This is a genomic window from Vibrio hannami, from assembly GCF_029589055.1.
Classification (GTDB): Bacteria; Pseudomonadota; Gammaproteobacteria; order Enterobacterales; family Vibrionaceae; genus Vibrio; species Vibrio hannami.
This window is the reverse complement of the sequence record NZ_JARQZP010000003.1, coordinates 879,554-904,775: the sequence shown is the minus strand read 5'-3', so window position 1 is coordinate 904,775 and position 25,222 is coordinate 879,554. Positions and strand designations below refer to the sequence as shown.

At 43.9% G+C, this 25,222-nt stretch carries 23 protein-coding genes and 2 pseudogenes; 14 read left to right on the top strand and 11 right to left on the bottom strand.

Features of this window, described 5'->3' with window-relative positions; all coding sequences use genetic code 11:
- Positions 1-80: 80 nt before the first annotated feature.
- The 5 genes from P7F88_RS05825 to P7F88_RS05805 all read right to left on the bottom strand — a co-directional run bounded on the left by P7F88_RS05825 (position 81) and on the right by P7F88_RS05805 (position 6,455).
- The gene (locus P7F88_RS05825; RefSeq protein WP_277822746.1) at positions 81-1,328 is read right to left on the bottom strand and encodes an ABC transporter substrate-binding protein; all 1,248 of its coding nucleotides are present in this window, start codon (positions 1,326-1,328) and stop codon (positions 81-83) included.
- Between the two features lie 179 nt (positions 1,329-1,507).
- Complete coding sequence (locus tag P7F88_RS05820; RefSeq protein ID WP_277822744.1) at positions 1,508-2,947, bottom strand: ATP-binding protein; 1,440 nt, start codon at positions 2,945-2,947, stop codon at positions 1,508-1,510.
- 14 nt (positions 2,948-2,961) lie between these two features.
- Positions 2,962-3,693 carry a response regulator gene (locus P7F88_RS05815; protein WP_277822742.1) on the bottom strand — a complete coding sequence of 244 codons (732 nt, stop codon included), beginning with the start codon at positions 3,691-3,693 and terminating at the stop codon, positions 2,962-2,964.
- 131 nt (positions 3,694-3,824) lie between these two features.
- A complete protein-coding gene (locus P7F88_RS05810; RefSeq protein WP_277822740.1) occupies positions 3,825-4,400 on the bottom strand; it encodes a TMEM165/GDT1 family protein in 576 nt (191 codons plus the stop codon).
- A 120-nt stretch (positions 4,401-4,520) separates the two neighbouring features.
- Positions 4,521-6,455, bottom strand: a complete 1,935-nt coding sequence (locus P7F88_RS05805) for an ATP-binding protein (RefSeq protein WP_277822738.1) — start codon at positions 6,453-6,455, stop codon at positions 4,521-4,523.
- 199 nt (positions 6,456-6,654) lie between these two features.
- Here P7F88_RS05805 and P7F88_RS05800 point away from each other — a divergent pair, with 199 nt between their 5' ends.
- From P7F88_RS05800 to P7F88_RS05790, 3 genes are all read left to right on the top strand, one after another.
- Complete coding sequence (locus tag P7F88_RS05800; RefSeq protein WP_277822736.1) at positions 6,655-7,677, top strand: ABC transporter substrate-binding protein; 1,023 nt, start codon at positions 6,655-6,657, stop codon at positions 7,675-7,677.
- A gap of 63 nt (positions 7,678-7,740) precedes the next feature.
- The gene (locus P7F88_RS05795) at positions 7,741-7,989 is read left to right on the top strand and encodes a DUF3297 family protein (protein ID WP_277822734.1); all 249 of its coding nucleotides are present in this window, start codon (positions 7,741-7,743) and stop codon (positions 7,987-7,989) included.
- 60 nt (positions 7,990-8,049) lie between these two features.
- Positions 8,050-8,595 carry an SRPBCC family protein gene (locus P7F88_RS05790; RefSeq protein ID WP_277822732.1) on the top strand — a complete coding sequence of 182 codons (546 nt, stop codon included), beginning with the start codon at positions 8,050-8,052 and terminating at the stop codon, positions 8,593-8,595.
- On the opposite strand, the gene manA is transcribed toward P7F88_RS05790, so the two are convergent.
- Both manA and P7F88_RS05780 read right to left on the bottom strand, forming a co-directional pair.
- A complete protein-coding gene (gene manA / locus P7F88_RS05785; RefSeq protein ID WP_277822730.1) occupies positions 8,588-9,787 on the bottom strand; it encodes a mannose-6-phosphate isomerase, class I in 1,200 nt (399 codons plus the stop codon). The genes P7F88_RS05790 and manA overlap by 8 nt on opposite strands.
- A gap of 204 nt (positions 9,788-9,991) precedes the next feature.
- Positions 9,992-11,887 (bottom strand): PTS fructose transporter subunit IIABC, encoded by a 1,896-nt coding sequence (locus P7F88_RS05780; protein WP_277822728.1) that lies wholly within the window; start codon positions 11,885-11,887, stop codon positions 9,992-9,994.
- Positions 11,888-12,255: 368 nt separating this feature from the next.
- On the opposite strand from P7F88_RS05780, the pseudogene P7F88_RS05775 reads away from it, so the two are divergent.
- A pseudogene (locus P7F88_RS05775) lies at positions 12,256-13,094 on the top strand (helix-turn-helix transcriptional regulator).
- Between the two features lie 9 nt (positions 13,095-13,103).
- Here P7F88_RS05775 and P7F88_RS05770 read toward each other — a convergent pair.
- On the bottom strand, positions 13,104-13,895 hold the full coding sequence (locus P7F88_RS05770) for a PTS sugar transporter subunit IIA (protein WP_277822726.1): 792 nt from the start codon (positions 13,893-13,895) through the stop codon (positions 13,104-13,106).
- Positions 13,896-13,905: 10 nt separating this feature from the next.
- Entirely contained in the window at positions 13,906-14,208 is a 303-nt protein-coding gene (locus P7F88_RS05765) for a PTS fructose transporter subunit IIB (protein WP_277822724.1), read from the bottom strand.
- A 227-nt stretch (positions 14,209-14,435) separates the two neighbouring features.
- On the opposite strand from P7F88_RS05765, the pseudogene selD reads away from it, so the two are divergent.
- The 7 genes and pseudogenes from selD (at position 14,436) to P7F88_RS05730 (ending at position 20,875) form a co-directional block, all read left to right on the top strand.
- A pseudogene (gene selD / locus P7F88_RS05760) lies at positions 14,436-15,468 on the top strand (selenide, water dikinase SelD).
- 36 nt (positions 15,469-15,504) lie between these two features.
- Positions 15,505-16,557: a tRNA 2-selenouridine(34) synthase MnmH gene (mnmH, locus tag P7F88_RS05755; RefSeq protein WP_338405539.1), complete on the top strand. Its 1,053-nt coding sequence runs from the start codon at positions 15,505-15,507 to the stop codon at positions 16,555-16,557.
- A 170-nt stretch (positions 16,558-16,727) separates the two neighbouring features.
- Positions 16,728-17,357: a LysE family translocator gene (locus P7F88_RS05750; RefSeq protein WP_277822722.1), complete on the top strand. Its 630-nt coding sequence runs from the start codon at positions 16,728-16,730 to the stop codon at positions 17,355-17,357.
- A gap of 156 nt (positions 17,358-17,513) precedes the next feature.
- Positions 17,514-18,140, top strand: coding sequence for a recombinase family protein (locus P7F88_RS05745; protein ID WP_277822720.1), 627 nt, complete (start codon positions 17,514-17,516; stop codon positions 18,138-18,140).
- A gap of 45 nt (positions 18,141-18,185) precedes the next feature.
- Entirely contained in the window at positions 18,186-18,983 is a 798-nt protein-coding gene (locus P7F88_RS05740; RefSeq protein WP_277822718.1) for a siderophore-interacting protein, read from the top strand.
- A gap of 30 nt (positions 18,984-19,013) precedes the next feature.
- The gene (locus P7F88_RS05735) at positions 19,014-20,201 is read left to right on the top strand and encodes a multidrug effflux MFS transporter (RefSeq protein WP_277822716.1); all 1,188 of its coding nucleotides are present in this window, start codon (positions 19,014-19,016) and stop codon (positions 20,199-20,201) included.
- Between the two features lie 104 nt (positions 20,202-20,305).
- On the top strand, positions 20,306-20,875 hold the full coding sequence (locus P7F88_RS05730; protein ID WP_277822714.1) for an NnrU family protein: 570 nt from the start codon (positions 20,306-20,308) through the stop codon (positions 20,873-20,875).
- A gap of 18 nt (positions 20,876-20,893) precedes the next feature.
- On the opposite strand, the gene P7F88_RS05725 is transcribed toward P7F88_RS05730, so the two are convergent.
- Positions 20,894-21,523, bottom strand: coding sequence for a hypothetical protein (locus P7F88_RS05725; RefSeq protein ID WP_277822712.1), 630 nt, complete (start codon positions 21,521-21,523; stop codon positions 20,894-20,896).
- Between the two features lie 241 nt (positions 21,524-21,764).
- On the opposite strand from P7F88_RS05725, the gene P7F88_RS05720 reads away from it, so the two are divergent.
- The 3 genes from P7F88_RS05720 to P7F88_RS05710 are packed head-to-tail and all read left to right on the top strand — an operon-like array spanning position 21,765 to position 23,339.
- Positions 21,765-22,268 carry a helix-turn-helix domain-containing protein gene (locus P7F88_RS05720; protein ID WP_277822710.1) on the top strand — a complete coding sequence of 168 codons (504 nt, stop codon included), beginning with the start codon at positions 21,765-21,767 and terminating at the stop codon, positions 22,266-22,268.
- Between the two features lie 10 nt (positions 22,269-22,278).
- Positions 22,279-23,001: an AzlC family ABC transporter permease gene (locus P7F88_RS05715; RefSeq protein ID WP_277822708.1), complete on the top strand. Its 723-nt coding sequence runs from the start codon at positions 22,279-22,281 to the stop codon at positions 22,999-23,001.
- A gap of 2 nt (positions 23,002-23,003) precedes the next feature.
- Entirely contained in the window at positions 23,004-23,339 is a 336-nt protein-coding gene (locus P7F88_RS05710; protein ID WP_277822706.1) for an AzlD domain-containing protein, read from the top strand.
- A gap of 73 nt (positions 23,340-23,412) precedes the next feature.
- On the opposite strand, the gene P7F88_RS05705 is transcribed toward P7F88_RS05710, so the two are convergent.
- On the bottom strand, positions 23,413-25,014 hold the full coding sequence (locus P7F88_RS05705; RefSeq protein ID WP_277822704.1) for a long-chain fatty acid--CoA ligase: 1,602 nt from the start codon (positions 25,012-25,014) through the stop codon (positions 23,413-23,415).
- Positions 25,015-25,222 lie beyond the last annotated feature (208 nt).

Below are 25,222 nucleotides of genomic sequence, written 5' to 3'. Positions count from 1 at the left end.
TTTTGATTAGAATTAGCGCAAATCAAGTAAGACGTGAGGTGAGACCGGGGGAACGGCCTCACCTGCTTACTTACAACAAGTTACATTGCAGCTTTAACGGCTTTTGCTAACTTAACAGCAGCTTCTTTCGGATCTGCTTTTGGATCGTTAAAGAAGTTAGTGATTACGTCGTACATTGCGCCTTGAGCGTAGCTGGTGGTAGACATACCGTGCGCCATACTTGGTACCAGGTCACCACTCTTAGCGGATGCTTTAAAGGTATCCATTGAATCGACGGCACAGCTATCAAACTTCGACATGTCTGCATCCATACGCACTGGAATTGAACCCTTGTTCAGGTTAAATACTTCCTGGAATTCGGGAGTCAGAATGGTTGCAGCTAGTGCTTTCTGAGCCTTCACATTCTCTTTATCCTGTAGCTGGAAGAATGCGAAGCTATCGACGTTGTGGGTAAATTGACCCGCAGTACCTGGTGCTGGTACACATACATAGTCTTTACCTGCCACTTTACCTGCAGCAGTAAACTCGCCTTTCGCCCAGTCGCCCATGATCTGCATTGCAGCATCGCCATTTATGACCATTGATGTAGCGATGTTCCAGTCACGTCCTGGAGAGTTTTTATCGATGTAGTTGTGGATTTTTTTGAAGATACGGAAAGCTTCGACCATTTTGTCGCCTTTTAGCGTATCCATATCAAGCTCTACGAAGGCTTTGCGATAATCTTCTGAACCGAGCACATCTAATGCTACCGCTTCAAATACCGTTGCGTCCTGCCAGGCCTGGCCACCGTGCGCTAAAGGAATAATGCCAGCGGCTTTAAGTTTGTCACCAGCGACGAAGAACTCATCCATTGTCGTTGGTACTTTTACGCCCACTTTCTGGAATACATCGCGGTTAGCCCACAACCAGTTAACACGGTGAACGTTTACCGGTACGGCTACGAACTCGCCATCGTATTTCATGATGTCTGTAACAAGAGAAGGTACTTTTTCTTCCCATTTATTTTGATCTGCTACATCATCAAGATTAGTTAGGAAGCCTAAGCCACCCCATTCCTGAATATCATGCCCTTTGATTTGAGCTGCTGCCGGAGGATTACCTGAAACTGCGCGGGTTTTAAGTACCGTCATCGCACTGGTACCAGAACCACCAGCGACCGCAAAATCTTTCCATGTGTGCCCCTGTGCTTCTAGCATGTCCTTAAGCGCGGCAACAGATTTCGCTTCACCACCTGATGTCCACCAGTGAAGTACTTCAACTTCGCCAGCGGTTGCAAATTGGGTAGCAGAGAGTAGGGAAAGAGCCAAAATGGATTTTTTTATATTCATCTTTCTCGTCCGTGTTTAGTTATTGGAATTAACTTATGTAGGTTTAGTTATTGGTACACCTGTTCATTGTGTCGCCCGAATCAGGTGTGCAACACACAATACGAGAATACGCCTCTTGCAGGGAAAGATTGAAACAAAGCGTAACCCCAATGTAACCAACTCGTTACATTAAAGGGCGATTATACCGCCAGGTTACGTGGAATAAGGACTCTGGCAGTTAACCCTCCGTTTTGAGAGTTTTCAAGAATGAGATCTCCGCCATGAGCATGGAGGATATTTCGGCAGATCCCCAGGCCTAGTCCATGGCCTTCATTGTCTTTTGCTAATCGGAAATAGGGCTCAAAAACGTCCTCAAGTTTATCTTCAGGTATACCCGGACCATTATCCTGTATACAAAGAACAAGCCCTGATTTTGTCTCTTCGGAAAATACAATCACGGTGTGACCGTACTTAACCCCGTTTTCGATAAGATTTGTCAGTACGCGCTTTATTGCCAGCGGTTTGGCTATGATAGGTTTGATTCTTGTGTTCTGAATATGCACGATAGTGGATTGCTGGTTATAGGATTCGGCGATATTTCGAAGTAAGGATTTTATATCCACTATCATATTATTTTCGTGAATATCGGTATCTTTTACTGTTTGAAGCGCGCCTTTTACCATGATTTCCAGCTCATCAAGGTCTGCGTTGAACTTGTCCTTTTCTGGTTCATCTTCCAGAAGTTCAGTTCGTATTCTTAACCGGGTTAGTGGAGTTTTTAGATCGTGGGATATCGCAGAAAACAGTGTTTCCCGGTCGGAAACGTAGCGTAGTATTCGTTTTTGCATTCGGTTAAAAGCTCGGGTAGCAACCACTATTTCAGAGGCACCTTCTTCTTCCAGTTCGGGTTGCTTGTCATCCATGCTCATTTTGTTAGCGGCGTTTGCTAGGTTCTTAAGCGGTCGAACTTGCCTGCGGATAAGCAAATAGGTAAACACGATCAGAATCGATGTTGTTAAGAAGAGAAACACCAGTTGGTCGGTGGTAAGGATAGTGTCGTCTAACATCACATAGGGATGGGGTAATAGGGCGGCGATGTAAATCCACTCCTGCGGATTGAGTTCAATCTGCACCACCAGAATCGGAGGATTCAGCGGTTCAAGTGTCAGAGTATAATGAGCCCAGGACCTGGGAAGATCGTTCAAGTAGATGTCGTTTTTAAGGATACGAAGCTTATCCGGTTTAGAGAAGTTAACATCTATCGTTTGTACGTTATTGAGCTTATCTTCAAGCACCTCTTGTATAGAGTTAATGGCAACCTGCTCCAGGTAATTATCTTCAATCGGGTCAATATCAAGCTTTTCGTGATTGAACGAAACAAAAAAGCGTGTACCACCCATATTGCGGATTTGATCGAGAATGATATGCCGATATTCGATTGGCAAGCGTTGAAAAAAGTTAACTGTCGAAGCAAACATGGTTGCCATACTGGCGGAGGTAGTAGCGATTCCTTCCACTTCTTTCTGTTTAGACTGGCTGTACCAAATTCCGGTCGCGATTCCCTGGGCGATTACGACGGCGATAAGTGTTAGCCAGAGTGTTCTGGCAACCAGTGAGCGAGGGTAGAAGAGCTGCTTCATAGCGGGTATACGTACTAGTGTTCGTAAGAAACCTGAGCAGTAAAGATATAGCCGTTACCACGCATGGTTTTTATATACTGATGACACTTCCCGTTGTCTCCAAGTCTGTTACGCAACCGGCTCAGTTGCACGTCGATTCCTCTTTCAAAGGGGAGCGCTTCCCGACCTCTGGTCGCACATGAAATGGTGTCTCGGTCGAGCACCTCATTAGGACGGGATAAAAACAGCATCAACAGTGAAAAATCACTTCCGGATAGTTCAAACTGTTCATTGGTTTCATAGTTTTGAAGTGTGTGGGCAAGGGTGTCGAGGTGCCAGGACCCAAAATTAATACCTTTCGGAATTGAATTAGAGTTGGATGTCTCTTCTTCGACCTGTGTTCTTCGGAGAACGGCTTTTATTCGCGCGACTAGCTGACGAGGATTAAAAGGTTTGGCGACATAATCGTCTGCACCCAGCTCAAGGCCAATTATTTGATCAGTAACATCCGATACGGCGGTGAGCATGATGATGGGAACATTTGAGTTCTTACGAACTTTCTGGCATAGGGTAAAGCCATCGTCACCCGGCAGCATGATATCCAGTAAGATAAGCGAAGGATAGCCGTTGTGCTCTATGTAACTCTCCATTGCCTCACCGTCTTCAGCGGTTGAGACGTGATAACCAACTTTAGATAGGTATCTATCCAGCAGGTCTCTGATCTCCTGATCATCATCCACTACCAAGATATGTGCCTGTTCTTTCATTGGTATTCCCTGTCGCTTACAACTCGATTTCAATAGTTTATACAAGTTGAGCGACAGAGCATGGAGATGTTACGCAAAGTTTGAACTTTGTTAATAAAGGATTGCGACTATTTGACCCGCTTCACGCCTTATTAATTGTTAAACAACAATAAAACGGCGAATAGGATAAAGATAAAACCGCTCATTTTATGCATGGCACTCGGATTGATTCGAGCCAACAGCTTTCTTCCTAGTAATACGCCAAGTACGCTTGTAGCACTCAATGCTAAAGTTGCGGTAAGCCATATTTGGATTGCTGAGTGAGTTGTACTTAATGTCACCACTGCTAGCTGTGTTTTATCAGCGAGTTCGGCCAAGAATATCAGGGTAAAGGTGCTAAAAAACACGCTTTTACTGGATCTAGTAGTGGTATTTTCGCCCTCGTCTTCGCCATCTGAAGAGAAGATTGAGCTTAAACCAAACGCCAAGAATAATGCCGCAGACAGATAGACCAGCCAGTGATGTGGAATGATATGTGCGAGCCCTGTACCCAGAGTAACGGCTAACAGGTTTAACAAACCAAAAGCAGCAATACTTCCAAATATAACGGGTTTTGCCTTATGCCTTGCGGCCAGTGTCATACATACGATCTGGCTTTTATCTCCAATTTCGGCAAGAAAAATCATACCAAAAGAGAGCGCGGAAGTGGTTAGTAATTCAATGCTCATGTGTTTTTTAAAATGGTATTCAGTGTTGATATTGTTTTTATATATTTAAGTGACCTGCTCAAAGGCAGGGGCGGAATAATACCAGAGTTTAGAGATGAGCAGAGTACTTTTTATATAGTATTACACCGTGGTAGGAAAACTCATTCTGAAATGAGCTCCTTTGTCTGATTCGATACAGATAATTTGTCCACCCAGTGTTTTAACGGTCAGGTTATAACTGATAGACATGCCCAACCCCGAGCCGCCACTGCCCCTTCTTGTAGTGTAAAACGGGTCAAAGACCTTTTTCCTTTGCGTTTCAGAAAGTCCAACACCATTGTCCTGGTAGTCTAAAATAACGCGCTCACCCATCTGTTTAAGATTGATATGTATTTGACCGTTAGTTTTATCCTTAAAACCATGATTTATTGAATTCATTATCAGGTTGGTTATTATCTGAGCGAGCGCACCAGGGTAACTATTCATCTCGATCGGCATATTGGACTCAACGCTAACTGCGTGTCCTCCTATTTTCAGTTGCGGAGTCAGGCTATGATTGAGCTCTTCGATGTACTTCTTGAGTTCAAATTCTCTTTTTACCTCGCTACTCTGATCTACCGCGACTTGCTTAAAGTTACGAATAAGCTCGACCGCGCGTCCGAGGTTGTGGGTCAACATATGGAGTGACTCCTGATTCACTTCAATCAGGTTCTCTACAGATTCGCGTTGGAGCCTGTTCTCTTTGTATTCTTTTTCGAACTCTTCAATGACCTCGCATAGGTGAGATGTAGCGGTGATGCTGACACCAAGAGGTGTATTTATCTCATGAGCAACACCCGCAACAAGATTGCCCAGTGCGGACATCTTCTCTGATTCAACTAATTGTGCCTGGGTGTTCTTTAAATCCGCCAGAGAAACTTCCAGCTCTTCTGTTCGGGATCTTACCTTGTCCTCAAGGCTTTCATTGAGCTCGATGATCTGATGTTCTTTTTCACGGCGTTCAGTGATATCGGTAGACACACCACCCGTACCAAGTAGCTCACCATTCTCGTCGAAGATGGGAAACTTAGCCGACAAGTAGAATCTCTGGGCATTGTCGTCGTGCATAATTTTAGAACTTGCCATCTCTTCTTCAAACATGATGGCACTACGCTTTTCTATAACCATTCGATCATGGCGGATCAGCGTATCTGAAATGCTATGACTGAACAACTCACTTGCGGTTTTTCCTATAACATCGGGCCATTCAAAGCCAAAGGTATCCAGATATCTCTGGTTGACCATGGTATAGCGGCCTTTTGCATCCTTCGCAAAAATAAGAGATGGCGTATTATCGATAATCGAACGAGTTAGCTGTTCTGCTTTTTCCCTTTCCTCTAGTGCCTTTATCAAGTTTGACTGCATGGTGTTTATTGCAATATTAACCTTGTCTATAGCATCGCCTTCTCCGGAGTGACGAGGAGGGAGTGTTAGAAACTGATCCGGGTTAGAGAGATCAACATCAGTGGCCCAGTTAGAAAGCGCATTGAGATGGCGGATCACCAAACGTTCTACCAGGGCAATGATACAGATAGACATTAGAAAGGTTTTAAACGCCTGAGTCAGTAGGATGATGATGGCCTTATCCAGTAATTGTTGATAGATCTCATCCAAAGTGGCGGTCACTTTGAGGCGACCAATTAGTACGTTCTCAGCAAAATTGTTGACATAGATTATGGGATAGACGCGATCAAAACTGTTGGATGCCTCATCCTGACCATGCTTAGTAATCGGATGATCATAGGTGTCCAGAATTTCCGCGTAAAGAAACCCACTTTGAGCCAAAAGGCCGACCAGAATATTGTCCATCACGTCTTTATCAAGTTTCCAGGCGGCGACGGCTAGGGCGGGAAGAACCGTTTCCTCCACATTATCGAGTGATGACTCGAGAGATTGTTTAGAATCACGATAATCTGCATACAGCTGAATGGTCGTGGCGATAATAGCCAGTCCGGAGCTTAATAGTAATATCCAGAACAGAAGTCTCAGTGAGAGTTTTTCGTTATTCTTAAATAATAATCCCGCGAGTTTATTCATATACTTGCATGTCAACTTGACGTATTAAATGATTATAGCTTTAACATTGTGTGTTAAAGCAAATAATCTGCCCAGTTTATTTACTAAACTGTAGCAATAAGCAAACTATATTATATTCGCCCCTATGCATTGCATTTATTTTTCATACTTTAGCAGGCTTGTTAAAACTATTTTTGTTATCTTTACTCTGGTATGGAGTGTGTGCACTTCTGCACAGGGAACGGAAGATAAACGCTCCATTCTGGTTATTCATAGTTGGCACGACATCTTGTGGGATCGTTTATGGGAAAAGGGGCTTGATGACAAATTAGGAGAGACGTACCAGTTAATTCATTTTGACCTTGATGCAATGCGCTCGACTCCAGAAGCGCTTCAGCAAAATGCAGACATAGCCTGGAGCCTGTATAAAAACTTAAAACCTAGTTTGGTGATACTGGGTGATGACGAAGCACTGCGTGTCATGGGAAATCGATTTGCTGAGAAGTTGCCCGTTGTTTATTTGGGTATTAATAACAACCCGAGAAAATTGGTAACGGATATCTTACCAAGGAATTTTACTGGTGTAATCGAAAGGCCCCTATATGAAAGGGCACTGCGCCACATTGTCGAAATACTTCCCCCTGGCACTGAAAAAGTACTTTTCCTTAATGATGTTGAGCTGGCGGAATCCAGCGTTACGGATATAGGCAATATCTTTCAGTCAAAAACATCAACCCAAGTGGGTGAAATTACTTTTGAACTGGAAGTGACTAATAATTGGGATGCCTGGAAGAAGGCCGTAACGGAAGCCGAATCAAAGGGGTATGGTGCTATATTATTTGATTCACGTTATCTGATATTTGATAGTGAAGGAAGATATGTTGAGCCGGAACCCGGGGTGGTTCGTTGGATGGCTGATAACTCCAGGCTACCCACGTTTAATTTTTATGAAGATGCAATTGGTCCACGTTTATCTGTCGGTGGTTGGGTACTTTCTGGCTACGGAATGGGATCTTACGCGGCAGATATTGTGTTAAAGATACTTGAGGAAGGGAAACAACCGAAAGATATATACCCGGTTTACTATAGTAATGGCGAGTATATTTTCAGTCGCACTCAATTACGCCACTGGGGATTGACGTTACCTGACGAGATAGCGAAGTATGCAAAATATGCTGAAGATCTTTACCAACTCTACTATTACGACTGTTCAGAGTACCCAAATTCAGTTTGTTTCGACTAGCCTTGTCGCTAAGCGTTGTATTGTCTACAATGCGCTACCAAATATTTATATCAGGTCATGATTATGAGCGACAACAACGAAAAACCAACTCTGCCAGATCGTCTATCAGGTAACTCACGTAGCAAATTTTTTGTAGCGGAATGCTTTGAGCATCACATTGGCATTCGCCTTAATGGTAAAGAGCGTACAGATGTTGAAGAGTACTGCATCAGTGAAGGTTGGGTGAAGATTCCTTCTCCAAGAGCAAAAGATCGCTACGGTAATCCGATGCTGATTACGCTGAAAGGTGAAGTAGAAGCGTTCTACAAATAAGCCTTGCCCCACAAGGGGCAATATTGATTTATTGCTCCTAAAACATCTTACGTATCTCCGATGACAGAAAAAGAACAACTCCGCGAAAGCCTTTTAACTATCCTTCAATCACAACGCGAAACCGCGTTAATTGCGGCGGATAATGCGCACGATGCTGCAACGCATGAACAGAGTGTTGCGGAAACTCAATATGACACCATTGGTTTGGAAGCCGCGTATTTAGCGCATGGCCAATCTCAGCGTGTAGCGGAATATGATGCGACGATAAGCCGTATTAGATCCCTGGCGTTACGTGATTTCGATATTGAAGATGATATCGATCTCGGTGCATTGGTTAACCTGAGCGATGGATTGACCTACTGGTTTTTACCTGTGTGTGGCGGAATGAAGCTAATATCTGATTCTGTTCAGGTATTGGTTGTTACACCACATTCTCCGTTAGGTGAAATGCTTGATGGAGCAGAGCTTGAAGAAATACTGGAAGACGGAAGGAAGTTATCGGTATTCGATAAGTTGAGTTCCAGAAGCGCCAAATACCCGAAAAACAAAAAGCGAGGTGATAAACAACCTCGCTTTCATTTTATTAAGAGTATTATTTTTAGTTGAACGCTCTTGCAACACGACCTTTTGAAGTAATGTTGAACTTCTTCGCGTATGCAGGGATAAATACGGATTCACCCTGGCTGATGGTCACGGACTCGCCACTCTTATGTGTCAGTGTCAGGTCGCTGTCCAAAGCAAGAAGAATCTCGGCGCTTTCGGTATACAGTGTCTGATCATCTGCAGACATAAATACAGCGAATCGGAAGTCATCAACCGGAATCGGGTAGTACTGACCGCCGTCACGGATTTCAGGCTGTGTCAGCAATGTATCAACAGGCTTTTCCTGGAAGATAGTGCACTTAACCAACTCTTCGACATCCATATATTTAGGTGTCAGGCCAGAACGAAGCACGTTGTCAGAGTTCGCCATGATCTCAAGACCAGTACCTTTTAGATACGCATGTGGCGTACAAGCGTAAAGGAACATTGCTTCACCAGGCTGAAGCGTAATTACATTCAGCATCAATGGGCAGAAAAGGCCGATATCACCAGGGTATAACTTTGCTAATTCGAGGATAAGAGCGAACAGTTCGTCTTCTTTATTCGCTTCAGCGAATGTCATCAACTCAGCAACGGCTTTTTCTTTTGCTTCGCCTTGCATTGAAAGAATAGCGTAGAAGAATTTCTCTAAGCCTTCTTCGTTTGCAGATGCTTTGAATGCATCGACTAGTTCAGCGATCTCAGAAAGCTGAACCTTATCGAACAGAGCTAGCATTTCAGGAATAACACGGAAGCCGTTCATTGCCTGGTAGGGTGTTAACGCGTAAACAAGCTCGGGTTTATGGTTTGGATCTTTGTAATTACGATTTGCAGCGTTACGAGCAATACCTTGCTCCTCTTCGCGCTGGAAGCCTTCTTCTGCCTGCTCTTTACTTGGGTGTACCTGAATAGACAGAGCACTTTCTGCGGCAAGTACTTTAAACAGGTATGGTAGTTCTCCGAACTGAGTATCGGTTTCCACAGTAAGGATGCCGGACTTGTCTAGGTTAATAAAATCAGACAATAGCTGAGTTTCACCGTTTTCAACAATCTTAGAGCAGCCGTTAGGGTGTGCGCCCATCCAGATTTCTGCCTGCGGTTTGTTTTCCGGGTTTGCGATACCGAAAAGTTTGTTGATAGAAGTTCGGCTACCCCATGCGTAATCCTGAATTACGTTATCCATAGGGAAAAAGTACTGAGTAGAACCCTGAGTCATTGTTACGCCCTGTATATTTTTTTTAAGCTAAGAATTAAATGAATTTTACATCAGTCATATTACAGTTCAAGTGATAATACATAACGAATACATAAATAATACATAAGTTTGATTTGTATTAAGTGCCACTAATTGAACCTATGAAATATGAAAAATCCCTTCCCGTTATAGAGAAGGGATATGTGTTGAGATATAACTTATTGATTATACGAGTGCCGTTTCTACTTTAGCCTGACGCATTTTTTTAAGTGATACGCAAACCAGAGCGGTTACCACTGAACCTACTGCCATACAAATCAGTGCAAGTAGAGGTTTGTTCATTGCACCTAATAGTGCAACTACAGGACCACCATGCGCAACGCTGTTGGTAATGCCGAACGAGAACGCCATAACTGCTGCAACTGCTGAACCAATTACGTTCGCAGGAATAACCGACATTGGGTCTTGTGCTGCAAATGGGATAGCACCTTCGGAGATGCCTACTAAGCCCATTGCACCTGCTGCTTTACCTGCTTCAAACTCAGATTTTTCAAACAGGTCCAGTTTACGGCCAAGCATGGTAGCTAAGCCCATTCCCAGAGGCGCTACAGGGATAGCACACGCCATCGCGCCCATAAACTGAGTTTGACCACTTGCAATCATGCCTACGGAGAACAGGAATGCCACTTTGTTGAACGGACCACCCATATCAAAGCCAGCCATACCACCTAGAACAATACCCAGCAGAACCACGTTACCTGTGCTCATATTCGTCAGAAGCGTATTCATGCCTTCCATCAAATCTGCAATCGGTGCGCCGATAACAAAGATGAACAGTGATGAGATAAACAATGAGCCAAGGATCGGTGCAATCATGATAGGCACCAGAGGCTGAATAAACTTGTGGTAGTTCAGGCTTGTTAACCAGCGAACGAAGTAACCCACTAACAGACCCGCAAGGATAGCTCCGATGAAGCCAGTGCCCGCTTCAGCGCCATAGAATGAACCGTTATTTGCAATCCAGCCACCAATGAAGCCAGGAGCCAGACCCGGACGATCAGCAATTGCATAAGCGATGTAGCCGGCAAGAATTGGAATCATCAGAGTAAATGCGACAACGCCGACATCCAGTACTTTGTTCCATAAGCTACCCGGAGGTATCGCCATTCCAGCTTCTGTTGGCTCACCACCGATTGCCAGAGACAACGCGATAAGCAAACCACCTGTTACAACAAATGGGATCATGTGTGATACGCCATTCATCAGGTATTTGTACAGATCGGAACGGGTAGAAGACTTGCCTGGCTCAGATGCATTCGATTTACCGGTAGCCTGATAAAGTGGCGCATCAAGCGCTTGTTGGATAACGCCTTCTGCGTCTTTGATAGGGGCTTTAACTCCAGTTTCAATGACTTTCTTACCCGCAAATCTTTCTAAATCGACTTGTTTGTCACACGCAACAATGATGGCATCTGCTTTCTCTATCTCTTCTGCGGTTGGCGCATTTTTTACACCGATTGAACCGTTGGTTTCCACTTTAATTTGGTAACCTAATTCGGCAGCGCCTTTTTCAAGTGCTTCAGCCGCTAAGTAGGTGTGTGCAACACCAGTAGGGCAACCAGTTACACCAATAAGGAAGCCTTTGTCAGCAGGAACTGCAGGTTCATTCGCATCTACTTTTTGTAGCAGTAATTCCAGAGCTTCAGTTTCGCTTTCAGTAGCAAGGAAACGTTCGATAAAACCATCAGTGATAAGCTTGGATGACAGTTCCGCTAATACTTCGATATGGTGATCGGCACCGCCATTAGGAGAGGCAATCATAAAGAAGAGTTTAGATGGCTTACCGTCTTCAGCTCCGTAGTCGACACCTGATTTACTTACACCGATAGCAACTGCCGGTTTGGTAACAGCGGCACTCTTGGCGTGAGGTAGGGCAACGCCTTCTTCGAACCCTGTGTTTCCAAGTTCTTCACGAGCTTTTATGTCAGTAAGAAATTGTTCTTTGTCGCTAATGCGGCCATCTTGGTGTAAGACGTCGATTAGCTCTTCGAATATGCCTTGTTTGGTTTTGGCTTGTAGGTCGAGACGAATCAATTTTTCGTTGATTAGTTCAGTAATCATGTTCCCTGTCCCCAATTGATTATGTGTTTATTGATTTATGGATATTGTCGTACTCATAAGCAATTCCCGATAGAGCATGAGAAAGACATTTACTGGAATATTGTAACCTGTAGTTTCTAGTGTGATTGAGATCATGTTTTCTTGTAACGATTTAAAAAATAACAGTGCTATAATAAAGTTAGTAAATACATGTAGTTAAAATAAGTTTTTTGTTTGTTTTTGCTGGTGTACAATGGCTTTAAATTTTAAATATAACTAGTTATGTGGATTAAAGTAACCCCAACTATCGGCGGAATTTTGTGTCTCGAATCACAGGTTTTCGTCATTTAACGGGTATGTTGCTGGACATAACTGAAGGAAATTTCGCGATGGTATTCCATGACCTCATCGATACACTTGTTTCAGAACGGGATAATTTTAACCGGGTCTGGTTCGCGAGCGATTATCTGGAACCCCCCTTATTTAGTTATCAGGTTAACTTTCCAAGGTTGGAACTGGTTATTAGTGGAGAATACCCAAATAAAATCGAAGACCCCGAGCAAGGCATCGTTGATATAAAAGTGCTGTCTGGCGATGCACTGTTTGTTCCGCCGAACTGCTGGAATAAGCCGGACTGGGATACTGACTGCTCAGTACTGAGCCTGCTTTTGGTCGTCGACAGCTTGGGTTTAGTTTGGTTACGAAGAATCGTGGAGATGCAGGTTTTGTCGATGTTCAAAAACACAGCATACAAACCAGAACAGGTCATGCGATTGACCATATTCTTGATGCGTTGAATGCGCTGGCAAAAGAGAAGCGAAAAAGCCCGATGGATGAGCATCTTCTGCTTTCTCTTTTGAGCTACTCACAGTCGATGATTGTCGATCCGGTATATTCGGCGAAAAAACGAAGTGAGGACCTCTATCAGGGAATTTGCATCTATATTCAGGAGAATTTTCACCGGAACATTACCCGAAGCAGTATTGCTGAACGTTTCAATATTACACCAAACCATCTTTCCCGAATGTTTCGCCAACAAGGACACATGACGCTAGCTGATTATATCTCCTGGGTAAGAATCGACCGGGCGAAGTTTATGCTTAGAAGATATCCGTTCAGGTTAAATGAGATCGCGACACGTTGCGGCTATCAGGATGTGAACTACTTTTTCAGAGTGTTTAAAAACAAAACCGGATTTACTCCCTCTGAGTACCGCAGTATGAGATAGTTAACGTCTTTATCGCGCTGCTTTTGCCATGGTATGTAAGAGTATCGCTTTCAACACACTTTCTTTGTGTGTTGAGGTGAGAATCTGGCAAAACTCTTGTTCTAAAAGTGCGCGGGACAGCTGAGTGAATGCTTTAATCACCGGCATTTCCGGTGGCGCTGGAAGAAGCAGGGCAATCAGGAACGATACATCGCCACGGGGTGACTGCCAGTCAGTGGGAGAGGCTAACCGGATAACATAGAGCTCTGGTTTTTCTATATCTTTTAACATTACATGGGGCAGAGCGATGCTATTACCTATACAGGTTGAGGATATCGCCTCTCGGTTTAAGAGTGCCTGATAGACGTTATCAACGGATTTTTCATCTACTACACCAGTAAGCTTGAATAAAAGCGCTGACTTGGTTAACTCAGTTCCTTGGGCGATTTTTTCATATCGATAGTTGATATCAAATTCAAGAGAGAATGCGGGGTGAGTGTCGATAATAGTCGAGTCAAACTTCGCGTCAGGGCTATGAGATGTGTTGATAATAGTAAATTCATCGGCAATAAAGTCGGTGAGTATCATACAGGCGAGTTCGGCGTCAGATCCTTCTATCCATAATTGGCACAGATCGTTTTGCTTGCTTCCTAAGCTAATCACCTTAAGAGTCTGCTCTGCATTCACAGAGCGGCCTAATGTAATGTTTCTTAGGATGACGACTGAGCGAAAAAAGCCAGACAAAGCTTTAAGCCGGTTTAGCTTCCAGGATGCAAAGCCTTCGCCACCGACAATAAAAGTTATCCTTCGCTCAATTTTCACAGCGTATTGCTCAAAGCTGAAGGCATCGATCAAGCACCTTGCTCGCATCAATAAGCACTTCCTCGATGGTCACACAGTGGATCTTACTTCCGGTAAAACGGGCTCTTTGCTCTACTTCGATATCTGATGCAATCAATACCAGGTCTGCATTAGCAATATCTGACGCGTTGAGCGGGTTTTCTATACCCATTGCACCCTGAGTCTCCACTTTCATCTGGATATGCCTTTGATGGGCTTCTTTTTTTAGTGCATCAGCAGCCATATAGGTATGTGCGATGCCGGTAGGGCAGGCAGTTACTGCAACAATTTTCATGTTAGGTTCTACAGTCTTGATATCGAATTACATCACGAAGTATATCAGAGTCATGGACTTATTCTTAATAACTAACGGTTGACCAAAAGCTCAAATAGCGCAACTGGTATAAAATTAGACGATTTTTGAGTGCTGACAGTAAATAAACTGAAATATTTCATTGAAGAACGTGACTGTATTAGTCGTCAGGAGTAAAATTTTGGCCTCTTTAAATAGCGGAAAACGTCATGGAAAAAGTAAGATTGACCCAATACAGCCACGGGGCCGGGTGTGGTTGTAAAATTTCTCCTCAGGTACTTGATACCATCCTTCAGACAGAGATAGCACCTTTTAATGACCCGAATTTGTTGGTTGGAAATGAGAACAAAGATGACGCTGCTGTTTATGATTTAGGTAATGGTACCGCAGTTATCAGTACCACAGATTTCTTTATGCCAATTGTGGATGACCCATTTGATTTCGGCCGTATTGCTGCGACAAATGCCATTAGTGATATTTACGCAATGGGTGGAAAGCCTATTATGGCGATCGCTATTCTTGGCTGGCCGATTAACACCCTTTCACCGGAAATCGCCCAAAAGGTGGTTGATGGTGGACGCTCTGTTTGTGCTGAAATCGGCATCTCTTTGGCTGGAGGACACTCAATTGATGCTCCAGAACCGATTTTTGGACTGGCGGTGACCGGTATTGTTGATTCTGATCGTATCAAACAGAACAGTAAGGCAGAAGACGGTTGTCAGCTTTATCTGACCAAACCTCTGGGTATTGGTGTACTGACAACAGCAGAGAAACAGTCAAAGCTGGCTGAAGAGCATATTGGCCTTGCTCGCGACTGGATGCGTAAGTTAAACACCCCGGAGCAGACTTCTCAATCTAGCAAGCGTGAAAGCGATGACAGATGTAACCGGTTTTGGCTTATTAGGTCACCTTTCTGAGATTTGCGAAGGCAGTGGCCTTAAAGCAAGAGTCCACCTGGATAAAGTACCTACGCTACCGGGTGTGATGGATTACATCGAACAAGGCTGTGTACCAGGCGGGACTGGAAGAAACTACGCAAGCTATGGGCACAAGATCGGAGAGATCACAGAACTGCAGAAATCGGTGCTTTGCGATCCTCAAACCTCTGGCGGACTGTTGCTGGCAGTTACACCTGAAGGGGCTGATGAAGTTAAGGCAGTGGCACAACAGCACGGTATCGAACTCGAAGCTATTGGTAAGTTAATAGCTCAGGATAGCGATGTGCTGGTAGAGGTAGTTTAATGCAACGTCCAAACAGCGGGGACTACAGACGTCTGTTTGCTTCCGATACTCTCTTTCATAGATACCAGAGCGCCTATCGAGTATGAGCGAGGCGCATTTCCTACTTCCGTTAATTTGCCATTAATGACAGATGATGAACGCAAGCAGGTGGGTACCTGTTACAAAGAAAAAGGGCAGGACGCCGCGATAGAGCTGGGACATTCGCTCGTTAACGGCGAAAAGAAACAAGCCAGAGTTTCGAAGTGGAAAGCCTTTTGTGAAGCCAATCCAAATGGATATCTTTATTGTTTTCGTGGTGGGCTTCGTTCTCGAATCACACAGCAGTGGCTTAAAGAAGCCGGGATTGATTATCCGTTTGTTGTGGGTGGCTATAAAGCGTTGCGCCGTTTTCTTATCGATACCATCGACGAGGTGGCTGAAAAGCCAATGACGATTGTCGGTGGCAACACAGGCTGCGGTAAAACGCTTCTTATTAATGAGCTGGAAAACGGTATTGATCTAGAGGGTGCGGCTCACCATCGAGGCTCATCGTTTGGTCGTTATGTTGATGAGCAGCGCAACCAGATTAATTTTGAAAGTGAGCTTGGTATCCAGATGGTTAAGAAACTGGAAAAAGGTATCAACTCATTCGTTTTTGAAGATGAAGGTAAGATCATTGGTAGTGTTTCTCTACCAATTTCTATCCACCAGAGCATGCAGAATGCCCCTGTGGTAGTGGTAGACGACCCATTTGATACCAGGCTAGAGCGCCTTATCGACGACTACGTGGTCAAAATGCAAAGCGATTTTGTTGACCACTATGGTGAGGAGTCCGGTTGGGAACATTTCGAAGCTTATCTTGAGAGAGGCATGTTTAATATCCGTAAGCGGTTAGGACACGAACGACATGCTGAATTGATAGATGCTCAGAAGAACGCGATTCTTCAGATGAAGCGTGATGGCAGTATTGATTCTCATCAAGCTTGGTTAGCACCACTTTTAGAACAATACTATGATCCAATGTACACCTATCAGTTAGGTAAAAAAGAAGAACGCATTGTTTACCGTGGTGACTACGACCAGGTAAAAGAGTGGCTTTCAACTCGCTGATTTAGTTTCTATTGTCTGTACATCTCAAGATCTCAAGCGTTAAGGGTATGGGCGATACCTTTAACGCTTTTTTCAAATTGCATCTTGAGGTTATTCAAGTAAATTGTTCAATTACCAGCCAATGTATAGTAAAAAAGCAGGAAGTGATTTTCTTATTCATGGAGTGAATAATGTCTTTTGAAGGTGCTGTGACATTTTTTGTCGCAATATTTGTGTTTAGTGTAACTCCGGGGCCAGGAGTATTTGCCATTATAGCGAGGGCTTTAGTCAATGGGGCGAGAAGTTGTTTAGCATTGGCATTAGGAATGGTGGCCAGCGATCTGATTTATTTGATTCTCGCCTGTTTTGGTTTAGCAACAATTGCTGAAAACTGGTCTGAAGTATTCATCGTTATTCGATACATCGGCGCTGCATATCTGATATACCTTGGCTATAAGATGTTTAAGGCTTTACCTGCGACTAAAGGTGCAATCGAGAATGGTGAGTTTGATGCGAAAGGCTTGTCTAACATGTCGAAGTTTATTCAGGGGTTCCTGATTTCGGCATCAAACCCAAAAGTGATCCTGTTCTATATTGCATTCCTACCGACGTTTATCGACTTAACGGCATTAAGGGCTGAGGATATTGCCCTTATTTCTGTGCTTTCTTCTATCGCACTTACTATGGGATTAATGCTTATTGCCTATAGTGCCTCAAGAGCGGCAGCGATGTTAAAAACGCCCGCTGCACATAAGAAGCTCAATAGAGGCGCTGGGGGCATTATGATCATGGCTGGAACCTATTTGGCTGTGAGCCGTTAGCTAATTACTAAGCAAAAAATGATTTTGGTGGTCAATTGGCCGCCATTTTTTTGCTTGTTAATGGCTCATTTGGTGTTTACAAAACCAAATGAGCCTAATAATATGAGCCTATTATCTAAATGAGCCGAAGTGTGTAACCCGATAAAAGGTGACCAGATGAGTGACGCTAACGCATACGGTTATATCCGATTCTCTCCTAAAAACCCGAACTTTGACGATGAAGTTGCGTCTATTGGCGCCCGCTTACCCGAAGTAAAGCTGTTTAAAGAAGTGCGGATAAAAGGATTTGTACCAGCAGCAGAACGCCCGCAGCTGCAAGAAATGTTGAACATACTGAAGGCCGGAGATGCCGTTGTTATTTGGTGGATTGATTCGCTTGGTTGCCATTTTGGAGACGTAAAGCAAACGATAGAAGAAATCCTCAACAAAGGTGCCAAAGTTATCACTATCAACCAGAAGTTGATGTTGGAGGCAAATAACCCAGAGACCACCGCTCAACTGAACCTTCTTGAAGGGATAGCAAAGGCAGAAAAAAGACGTCGGCTGGCTTTTGCAGAAGCGAGTCGTAGAGCGTTGAAGGAAAACCCCGAAGAGTGGGCGAAGCGATACAAGGGACGCCAAGCGAATCAAGCGCTTCATCACCAGATAGCGACGCTTCTTCTGGAAGGTAAAACTTTGCAGGCAACTGCAGACGAAACAGGAGCAAGCTTGTCTACGGTGAAGCGAGTAAAGAGCAAAATAAAGCACAAAGGCGATATGTCCGAGCTGCGTGTTCGTGACTAAGCGAATCCATTTGCTCAGTTTTAAAGATTACATAGAGAAATAAATATGAATAAACCGAGTCCGACCGTTGCAAGAGTAGTTTCTTCGCAGAAATTAACAGCAAACATGCAACGTATTGCTCTACAGAGTGATAAATTTACAGACTACCCGAACGATTGTGAAGGCGGCTATGTGAAACTTCTTTTCAATAAGCGGGGTGGCACTGATATTGAGTCAGGTTCGACCGAACGGCCTGTAATGAGAACCTACACCATCAGAAAATATGACCCAAATGCCGCTACTATAGAGATAGACTTTGTTCGTCATACTCACGCCGAAAAAAATGAGTTAGCGGATGAAGGTGGCTTTGCTAGCCGTTGGGCGGAAACGGCAAAACCGGGAGATAGCATTTTGGTCGCAGGTCCCGGTTTGATACAGGGCTTAAATCAGAATGCGGACTGGTATTTTCTGGTTGCAGATATGACGGCGCTTCCTGCTATGTCTGTGAAGCTAAAAATCCTTGAAGCGGATGCGAAAGGTTATGCGATTGTCGAGGTGTTATCTGAATATGATATTCAGCAATTGGAGCACCCAGAAGGTATAGATGTTGAATGGCTAATCAAGCCACATGGTGAGACGAGCAGGTTGGTAGAAACTGCAAAGAGTAAAGAGTGGATGAGTGGTTCAGTATCGGTCTGGTCTGCCAGTGAATTTGACAGCATGCGCTCGCTAAGGCAGTACTTCAGAAATGAACGTTCAGTAGACAGAGAATATATCTACATTAGTAGTTACTGGAAAAAAGGTGTGACGGAAGACGGACATAAAGTACTAAAGAGTCAGGATGCTCAGGAACAACAAAAATAATCACTAAAGGTCAAAAACCATAGGCTTTAAATGAATACAAAATTTGACTGGAGACCCGTGCTGTTGGCTGGCCTAATTGTCAGTGTAGGTCAGTTCAGCATGGGACTGTTAATGCCCGCTCTACCATGGGTAGCTTTAGATTTCTCCATTACCGCAGAAGATGCCCAGCGACTGGTTTCAATATATTTGCTCGGTTTTGGGCCTTCGCAACTGGTATATGGCCCTTTGTCGGATGCTTTAGGTAGAAAACCAATATTGATTGCTGGTTTGTCGCTGGCGGTCATTGGTTTAACGGTGGCCATTATTGGTGCTGACTCCTTTGAGATGTTGACTATCGGGCGCTTTATTCAGGGGCTGGGGGCTGGCTGTTGCGCAGTGTTAGCGAGGGCATCGATTCGGGATTCTTACAATGAAAACGATCTGCCAAGAGCACTTTCCTGGGTAACCATTGTAGCTTCGTTTACGCCAATCATCGCTCCCGTGCTAGGTGGTTTTATTAATGCGCATTTGGGTTGGTTAGCCGTGTTCATTGCGCTGTGTTCTTATATCGCATTGGTATTGATACTGCTTGTTAATCTATTCAGAGAGACGGTTAGAGAAAAACGTAAGGTTCCTAAAGTTGGGCGTATCCTCGAGACCTACGCAGGTTTGCTTAAGTCCGGTTACTTTCTAAGTTTTGCCAGTATTGGTTGGTTTAACTTCAGTCTTGTTGTGATTACGGTTTCTGTTATGCCGTTTATCATGCAGATTCAAATTGGGATGAGTTCGGATGAGTATGCCTTATGGGCGTTGATTCCGGCATTTGGCTTATTGCTTGGGGGGACGTTTAGCAATAGAGTCCGACCAATTCTAGGTACTGAAAAAACCTTGATGTTGGCTCCGGTACTTCACTTGAGTTCAGCTATCTGGTTTATTCTGGCGCCTTTAAGCCCAATGGCTATGATGTTTGGGCAACTTTTGCTGACCATGGGTAACGGTATTGCTTTTCCATGTGCTCAGACGTTGTTGTTGACACCCTATAAGAAAAACGCAGGCTCAGTTGCGGCATTGTCAGGGGGAGGACAGATGACGATTTCAGCACTGATAAGCATGATGTTAATGACGATGGGCATTAGCGAAGCGTGGCATCTTGGCGTCACTATTATGATTATATCGATACTATGTAGCGTTAGTATGTTGATTGGGTTTCGCAAAACACCAAAACTTGAACTGAACTAGCGATTGATGGTACGCATTCCTGTTGATTGTATGTAGAATAAATGTTCTATATATGTTGTTAAACAACAGAAATTAACAATTAGAACAATTCAAAAGGAAATGCGATGCTGAGCTTACTATTTGGTCTTGTACTGTTTCTAGGGATACATTCAGTATCCATAATCTCCCCTGGGTTCCGTGACAGGGTAGCAGCCAAGAATGAAATGATGTGGAAGGGCGTATACTCTTTTATTTCATTTGTAGGAATCTACTTTATTGCTGTCGGGTATGGTGCTGCACGCATGGAGCCTGTTCTTTTATATACGACGCCTTACTGGCTGCGCCATGTTACCTCTCTTCTTATGGTGTTTGCTCTAATCCTGTTTGTGGCACCGTATTTTCCAGGAAAAATTAAACAGGTAACTAAACATCCTCAACTAGTAGCGGTTAAGCTCTGGGCGGCTAGTCATTTATTAGTAAATGGTATGTTGGCAGATGTTGTTTTGTTCGGGGCTTTTCTGGCCTGGGCAGTAGCCGATCGCATTTCGATGAAGAAACGAGATCAGCGAGCGCTTCCGGGAATGAAACCGTCTGGTTTGAATGACGTATTGGCGGTGGTTATCGGGATAGCTCTTACTTTCGCGTTTGTAAAAGTACTACACGGCGCATTAGTAGGGATGCCTTTGATAAGTTAGATACAAGTATCTAGCAAGCTATCTACGACTCGCACCCGTAGTCATCATAAGGAAACCGCAAAACGCAGCGTTATTTGGCGTTAATGAGCTATCGGTTTTTGTGCGCATATCAATAATCGCTTCACGATACTTTTGGTAAAACTCATAAGTGGGTGTCGGTTTGTAGGTTAAGCCTTCCAGTTCAAAGTATTGGATTATGGCTTTGGTTGTAGTTGGCTTGACGAAAACTTCGTCTAGTGGTGAATAGTAGTTTGGTATGATTGTCATTAAAGACCACTTGGCGAGTTTGGCCGGGGCAAGAAGGCTTAGCATAGTATTGAACCCATACTCCTGATCGCCATGGAGTATGTCTTTTAAGGAGTAGGCGTAACTTTCTCGTTCATGGTGAGTCATCCCTTTGATCCAGTCGCGAAGTTTTGGTTTTTCGAACATTGAAACCATCGAACTTCTGCTAACCACCTTGACCATGTTTTCAGCAACAAGTTGTGGCTGGCTATAACACTTGGGAGCAAAGTACTCCTGTGACAGTTCAACTAATTTGCTGACATTATGCTTTTTGCCCACCTTAACCATCTCTGGATGAGTGAATCCTCCGGGAAACTGCGCTAAAAAATCGGCTTCTGCTGCTTTAAGTCGTTGCTCATTCATAGAAATTACCGTTGTTCGTAAAAGGGTTGCCTTTTGTTCACTAAAACCATTCTGTCTATTTTATTCTAATAGTAACGGGCTTAAGTCAAAATTCGGCTTAATACTATCATTATCCTTGATGTTGACAGTATTGTGAGAATGAACAAAACCAATAAAAGTTTGACATTTGGGTGTTCCTTATATAGAACGTTCTATATAAGGAACAAATTCGAATGTACAGGGTAATACTTTGGATAAGTTAATGTTAGAGGCATTAGGACGAAATTTGCAAAATATGCGCTTGGCAAAAGGGGTCTCGTTGTCAAAGCTCGCTTCAGATGCAGGGTTAGCTAAATCAAATTTGTCACGACTGGAGCAAGGCTCCGGGAACCCGACGGTCGATACTATTTGGCGATTAGCGGTACAGTTAAATGTGCCGTTCAGTAACTTAATAGCGCCTGTAGAGACGCCCTTTGGAGAAGACGGTGTACAGTTCAAACTTATTGAACAAGGAACGGACTCTACTAAAGTAGATGCTTATTGGATGTCTATGGCGCCGCGCACCAGAAGAGTGGCCGAAGCACATTCTAGCGGGTCTACGGAATCTATCACCGTAATAAGTGGTCAGTTGGAAATAACGACAGAAGGGCGAACGACGACGCTGAAAGCAGGAGATAAATTTTCATTCTCGGCAGATAAAGAACATGAGTATCGCTCTCGTGAGCTCTGGTCAACGTTACTTCTTACCATTGTTTACGCAGATTAGGAGGGAGCATATGAGCACGCAGGCTGACACCCTTAAAACTTATTCGTGGATTGCAGGCTTTAAAGACGCGTTGCCGTTGATGGGGGGATACGTTTCTGTCGCAGTTTCTTTTGGAGTTATATCACTGCAATCTGGTTTCAGTGTTTGGGAAACAATAGCGATCTCTGCATTGATATATGCGGGGGCTTCTCAGTTTTTATTTGTGGCGATGGTTGCGGCAGGTGCTCCTGTCTGGTTGGTGATCACTTTAACATTGCTTATCAATGCTCGTCACGTTGTCTACGGGCCAAATCTGGCACCTTACATAAACAAAAAACCTTGGTGGTTAATGTTTATGCACGGTTTGACAGACCAGGTGTTTGCATTGGCCCATACTCGATTACCACAGCTATACAACGACGCACGTTTGGGGTGGTTTATTGGAGCTAGCTTGATCGCCTGGGTTAGCTGGGTAGGAGGTACGGCGTTGGGCGCGATTATGGGAGGGGAGCTCATAGAAAAATGGCCACTATTAGGAGAAGTTCTTCCATTTGCTTTACCATCGCTGTTTTTAGTTTTACTGGCTCCACGTTTTGATTCAGTTTACTGGTCGGTTGCATTAGGTTCTGCTGTGGTTATCGCGATGGTCTTTAAGCTGGTAGGGTACACTAATGTGGCAATACCACTAGCGGCTGTGTGTGGAACGCTGTTGTATTATGTTGTTAGAAATGCATGCAAAGTAGAGAAGGGGTGAATATGGGAGACTCAACCTGGTTAGCACTGGCTGTTATCGCATTTGGGACTTATTTAATGAGAGTGGCACCTTTATATTGGATGTCTCGCAGAATTAAGCGTAGAGAAGGCAACTCACTCGCAAATATACCTGTTTGGCTCACTGTAATGGGACCAGTCATGATCGCAGCGATGTTTGGTACGTCTTTAGTGCCAGCTGAACTGACGACCATTACCTGGACTGCAACGGCTATCGGTACAATTGCGACCTTACTTACCTGGTATAAAAGCCGTACTTTAGGGCTTCCGGTTTTAATAGGGGTTGTCGTTTACGGTGTTGTTGTGTCATTCCTGGGGTAAGGGAAACAGGTCTTTTGTAAGTGAAATAAATATAAGCAGCCCACATTAGGGCTACTTAGCCAATACCATATAACTATAAATATTTACAGCGGAGTTCTTTTTTATCGACCTTGCCAACGCTGGTTTTATCAATAGCTTCTACGAATTTAAACTTCATAAGTAGCGCTTCCCGAGCCAGTATGCCTTTGGTGATAAAGTCTTTAGTGAAAGTGAGCAGTTCTTTCTCAGTAACTTGCACATCATCTTTTAATGTTACTAAAGCAAGAGGAACTTCTCCCCACTTATCATGCGATATACCAATGACTGCAACTTCAGAGACGGCTTTGTGCTGGTGGATGATGTCTTCCAGTTCTAGCGAACTCACCCATTCACCGGAGATTTTTATCATATCTTTTACTCGATCGGTAATCTTTATGAAGCCCTCTCTGTCGATAGTAGCAACGTCTCCGGTATGCAGATAACCACCACGCCATAGTGCTTTGGAGTTTTTGTTGTCTTTATAGTAACTTGGCGTTAGCCAGGGGGCACGAACTACTATTTCACCGCTTACTTCACCATCGTGGTCAAGTATCTGCATGTCTTCATCAACAATATGCGCTTCCACCATTGCGACTTTCTTACCTGTCTTCGAACGATACTCAGCCTGTTTATCCAAATCGAGCTCGAGGTGTTCCGGAGTGAGCTGGACGATAGACAGTATGGGGCAGGTTTCACTCATGCCATAGCCCGCAAACACGTCAATGTTACGTTCCAGGGCTGATTTGCATAGGGCTTTTGGTAGAGCTGCGCCCCCAATAATGCATTTCCAGTTGGAGAAATCGACTGAGTTTGCTTTAGGGGAGCTTAAAAGCAGGTGCAGAATAGTTGGTACACAGTGTGAGAAGGTTACCTGTTCTTGTTCAATTAGGTTTAACAGAACATCAGGAATATATTTTCCCGGATATACTTGTTTAACACCAAGCATGGTTGCCATATATGGCAGACCCCATGCATGTACATGGAACATTGGCGTGATTGGCATATAGATATCGCCCTGGTGCAGTCTCCCTTGAACAGCGTTTGTTCCGAGCGAGCTCAAAATGCCCAGAGTGTGCAGAACCAATTGCCGGTGAGTAAAGAAGACACCTTTTGGCATACCGGTGGTGCCAGTTGTATAGAAGGTTGTTGCTACCGTATTTTCATCAAAATCGGGAAAGTCGAATTGAGTACTTTCATTTTCTAGTAGTTGTTCGTATTCACACGGCTCACTATCACGTAAAACTACGTATTGATTTATGGTATCAATACGCCCTTTTATTTGATCCAGAATAGGTAAAAATTCTTCATGAATGAGCAAGATATCGTCTTCTGCGTGATCGATGGTGTACAGGATCTGTTCAGGAGAAAGACGAACATTAATCATATGTAATGTTGCTCCAATCATAGGAACAGCAAAGTAGCATTCAAGGTAGCGGTGCGAGTCATAATCCATGACTGCGACGGTATCGCCTTTTTTGACTCCCATCTTTGTCAGAGCGTTAGCCAGCTGTCGCACCCGATTATGGAAAGTCTCGTAGTTGTGCCGACGATGGTTGGCATAGACGATTTCCTGTTCAGGGTCAAAAGCCACGGGAGAAAACAAAATGTTCTTAATCAGTAATTGATAGTTGGAGGGTTCGTTTACGTATTGGCTCATATTAGTTCTTCAATATCTTGTTGTATTTGTTGGTGTTGCCATCCAGTAGAAAGGGCGAATGACACGAACTTCGCAGTCTTAGGTTGATATATTCTTGAAAGCACGGCAATCAGATTACGTTCCAACTGTTAAGCAGATGCAGTTTTTAATCGATAAGAGCTAGCTAGTTACGATAGGGCACAAAAAAGCCACTACGAGAGGAGTTCGT

Excerpts from the sequence above, each read along its gene's own strand:
- P7F88_RS05740 (WP_277822718.1), top strand. The coding sequence starts at position 18,186 with ATGAATAAACCGAGTCCGACCGTTGCAAGAGTAGTTTCTTCGCAGAAA.
- manA (WP_277822730.1), bottom strand. The coding sequence starts at position 9,787 with ATGACTCAGGGTTCTACTCAGTACTTTTTCCCTATGGATAACGTAATT.
- P7F88_RS05780 (WP_277822728.1), bottom strand. The coding sequence starts at position 11,887 with ATGATTACTGAACTAATCAACGAAAAATTGATTCGTCTCGACCTACAA.
- P7F88_RS05720 (WP_277822710.1), top strand. The coding sequence starts at position 21,765 with ATGTTAGAGGCATTAGGACGAAATTTGCAAAATATGCGCTTGGCAAAA.
- P7F88_RS05820 (WP_277822744.1), bottom strand. The coding sequence starts at position 2,947 with ATGAAGCAGCTCTTCTACCCTCGCTCACTGGTTGCCAGAACACTCTGG.
- P7F88_RS05825 (WP_277822746.1), bottom strand. The coding sequence starts at position 1,328 with ATGAATATAAAAAAATCCATTTTGGCTCTTTCCCTACTCTCTGCTACC.
- P7F88_RS05805 (WP_277822738.1), bottom strand. The coding sequence starts at position 6,455 with ATGAATAAACTCGCGGGATTATTATTTAAGAATAACGAAAAACTCTCA.
- P7F88_RS05750 (WP_277822722.1), top strand. The coding sequence starts at position 16,728 with ATGTCTTTTGAAGGTGCTGTGACATTTTTTGTCGCAATATTTGTGTTT.
- P7F88_RS05735 (WP_277822716.1), top strand. The coding sequence starts at position 19,014 with ATGAATACAAAATTTGACTGGAGACCCGTGCTGTTGGCTGGCCTAATT.
- P7F88_RS05795 (WP_277822734.1), top strand. The coding sequence starts at position 7,741 with ATGAGCGACAACAACGAAAAACCAACTCTGCCAGATCGTCTATCAGGT.
- P7F88_RS05790 (WP_277822732.1), top strand. The coding sequence starts at position 8,050 with ATGACAGAAAAAGAACAACTCCGCGAAAGCCTTTTAACTATCCTTCAA.
- P7F88_RS05725 (WP_277822712.1), bottom strand. The coding sequence starts at position 21,523 with ATGAATGAGCAACGACTTAAAGCAGCAGAAGCCGATTTTTTAGCGCAG.
- P7F88_RS05715 (WP_277822708.1), top strand. The coding sequence starts at position 22,279 with ATGAGCACGCAGGCTGACACCCTTAAAACTTATTCGTGGATTGCAGGC.
- P7F88_RS05710 (WP_277822706.1), top strand. The coding sequence starts at position 23,004 with ATGGGAGACTCAACCTGGTTAGCACTGGCTGTTATCGCATTTGGGACT.
- P7F88_RS05810 (WP_277822740.1), bottom strand. The coding sequence starts at position 4,400 with ATGAGCATTGAATTACTAACCACTTCCGCGCTCTCTTTTGGTATGATT.
- P7F88_RS05745 (WP_277822720.1), top strand. The coding sequence starts at position 17,514 with ATGAGTGACGCTAACGCATACGGTTATATCCGATTCTCTCCTAAAAAC.
- P7F88_RS05705 (WP_277822704.1), bottom strand. The coding sequence starts at position 25,014 with ATGAGCCAATACGTAAACGAACCCTCCAACTATCAATTACTGATTAAG.
- P7F88_RS05815 (WP_277822742.1), bottom strand. The coding sequence starts at position 3,693 with ATGAAAGAACAGGCACATATCTTGGTAGTGGATGATGATCAGGAGATC.
- P7F88_RS05765 (WP_277822724.1), bottom strand. The coding sequence starts at position 14,208 with ATGAAAATTGTTGCAGTAACTGCCTGCCCTACCGGCATCGCACATACC.
- P7F88_RS05730 (WP_277822714.1), top strand. The coding sequence starts at position 20,306 with ATGCTGAGCTTACTATTTGGTCTTGTACTGTTTCTAGGGATACATTCA.